At 59.4% G+C, this 2806-nt stretch carries 2 protein-coding genes; both read right to left on the reverse strand.

Annotated features, from left to right (window positions below):
- A partial coding sequence (locus WA354_RS11435) for an RNA polymerase sigma factor region1.1 domain-containing protein (protein WP_472813141.1) occupies nt 1-860 on the reverse strand: 860 nt, incomplete at its 3' end.
- Between the two features lie 441 nt (nt 861-1301).
- Nucleotides 1302-2806, reverse strand: a 1505-nt coding sequence (locus WA354_RS11440) for a DNA primase (RefSeq protein ID WP_472813142.1), incomplete at its 5' end; no start/stop codon positions are given.

A 2806-nucleotide genomic window follows, 5' to 3' on the forward strand; every position in this document is an offset into this window, starting at 1 on the left:
ACTTTGCAGTTCTTCTGCTGGCGCCGGTATTCCTTCTTCAGCTCATCGCTCTTCGAGGCTTCGTACTTCTGATCCAGCGAACGAATCTGCCGCTCGAGCGTACGCATGGTGTCGACGGTCTTGTTGACCTTGTCGAGCAGCCGCTTGCGCTCCAGGCCCGTGTACTTCAGCTCGCGCACAATCCGGGATACAAATACCTTCTCGCGAGCAATCAGCCAGCGCAGCTTGCGCAATTCCTTCTGGCTGGTCTTGCTGTTTGCCGCAGCCTGCTTCTCTTCAAATCCCGCGATCTTCTTCTGGTGCTTTACCAGCGCATCAATGCGTGCGACTGTGGAGCGCACGCGCGCCTGCACCACGTCTTCCGTCAGCTCTTCTTCGTCGAAGACCACGACTTCTTTCACGTTACGGACGCCACGCTTCAGGTCTTCACCCAGCGCCACAATTTCGCGAATCACGATTGGCGAACGCGAAATCGCTTTCAACACGCGCATCTGCCCGCGCTCAATGCGCTTGGCAATCTCCACTTCGCCTTCGCGCGTAAGCAGGGGCACCGTTCCCATCTCGCGCAGATACATGCGGACGGGGTCGTTGGTTTTTTCGAGCGTTCCCGGCGTCAGATCAAGCTCGACGTCTTCGCCCTCTTCGAGCTCAAAATCCTTCTCGGCGCCAAACTTCGGCGCGTCCAGCAGATCGATGCCCTGGCTGCCGATCGTCGTCATCAGGTCGTCGATGTCGTCTGGCGAAGTGCTGATGTCCTCCGGCAACATGTCATTCACGTCGCCGTAGGTCAGATAGCCCTTCTCCTTGCCGGTATCGATCAGGTTTGTGATATCGTCTTCGAATTTATCGTTGATGGCCAAAATGTTCCCTACTCTCCAGCGCGATCAAGTTTTAGCACCGGGTCGCGCGCCAGTGCAGAGCTCCTTCCGCACGCAACAAGATTTGGATGCCCAAACCTGCGCATATGCGGAGACGAACTCCCGTCCCCCCGCATGAAAAAAGCGGACTCAATGGTTGCTCGGAGCAGGATATTCGCGCTTCAGGTTTCGCCTGGTCGCCCGCGAGCCGAAGCTCATATGTGGGGCAGAGGGGGCGCGCATCCTCACAGAGATCAATAGATTAACACAGCGACTCCGCCATTAAACGGTGGAATTTCGGCCCGGATTTCCGCAGGTAACCCGCCATTTCCCGCGTGTTGTGTGGCCCCGGACCAGGCAGCACTCCTCGCCCGCCCGCTGTTCCTGTTTATTTAGACGTGTTCTGACCTTAAAGCGACTCAAGGAAATCAGTGTTTTGAGCCCTCAATTTCCACTCGATCCCGAGCCTCGCAACTGCCTCAGCGCCCGATCCAGCTCCAGTTTCCTTTGTGTCAAAATCGCCAACCCCGCATAATCGCCCCGCCGCTCCGCTTCCTGGATTTGCGCTCGCATATCCCGCAACTCCGCCTCATTTCTTCGTTGCTGCAGGCTCACAATCGCCCCCAGCACGGTGTCGGCAGATGGAGGCTCAGTTTCCGCCAGCAATGCCTCCGCCAGCAGCGCCCTCTGGGCCGGATCCTCAACTACGTCCATCGGATCGCGCACTCCCCGTTCGGCCAGGACCTGCAGCGCCGCAAACGCTCCAAGACCCTCAAACCACTGTGGTTGCCGCGATACCGCATCCACGGCCGTCCGACGCGCCTCCTCGTGCTCTGGATCGGTAATGGCCAGCGCCCGCAGCAACACCCGTTCCACCTCGGTCAGCGTCGTCGTCCGCACTTCGATGTGATCGCGTCGCCTGAGAGCCGCCTGCCGCAGTTCCTCCCGCAGCACCGCAGAGTCAATCCCCAGCTTCTGCGCCGCATCCATTGCGAATTGATCCCGCACCAGCTTCTGCGGAATCCGCCGAATATGGGGCAACAAGTAGTTCATCGCCTTCAGCTTCTGGTCCGCAGCCCCACCTGGAAACATCTGCCGCGCGCGCTCGATCAGGTAGTCCGACTGCCGCCGCGCTCCCATCACCGCCTGGGTGTAGGCCTCAACTCCCCGCTCCCGAATAAACCTGTCCGGATCGAGCCCCCCATCCAGCGTCACCAGCTTCAGATTGAAACCCTCTTCCGTTAACAAACTAATCGACTTCTCCGCTGCATTTGCCCCTGCGGCGTCGGGATCGAAATTCACCACCACATTCTGCGTGTGCCGCTTCAAAATCGCAACTTGCTGCTCTGTAAAAGCCGTCCCGCTGGTGGCAATTACGTGCTGAATTCCGCGCAAAAACAGCGAAATACAATCCATTTGCCCTTCAACCAGCAGCGCATACCCCGCCTGTCGGATTGCCGCTTTGGCCTTATCCAGGTTAAAAAGCACCTGCCCCTTGGTATAAAGCGGTGTCTCGGGTGAATTGATGTACTTAGCCCCTGCCTTTTCGCCCGTTTCCAGCGTTCGCGCCGTGAACGCGATCACCCGCCCGCTCTCATTGCAGATCGGAAACGTGACCCGCTTCCGGAACCGGTCGTAAATACGGCCTTCGGTGCCGTCTCCTTGTTCCTTCGAGCTGAACAGCCCGGACGCCCGAAGCGTCGCCTCATCCGCCATCCCGCTCAGCCGGTCGCGCAGTGCGCCAAAGCTGTCCGGCGCGTATCCGATCCTGAAGACCTTGATCCCCTCTGGCGTCATACCCCGGTCTGCAAGGTACTCGCGTGCCAGCGCTCCCTCCGGCCCGCGCAACTGCTCCTCGAACCAGCAAGTCGCCGCCTCATGCAGGTCGAGCAGTTTCCCGCGCATCCGGGCTTCAGCCGCTTCCTCTGGGGAGGAGAACTCCCGCTTGG

This window comes from Occallatibacter sp. (assembly GCF_049802275.1).
Taxonomy (GTDB): Bacteria; Acidobacteriota; Terriglobia; order Terriglobales; family Acidobacteriaceae; genus Telmatobacter.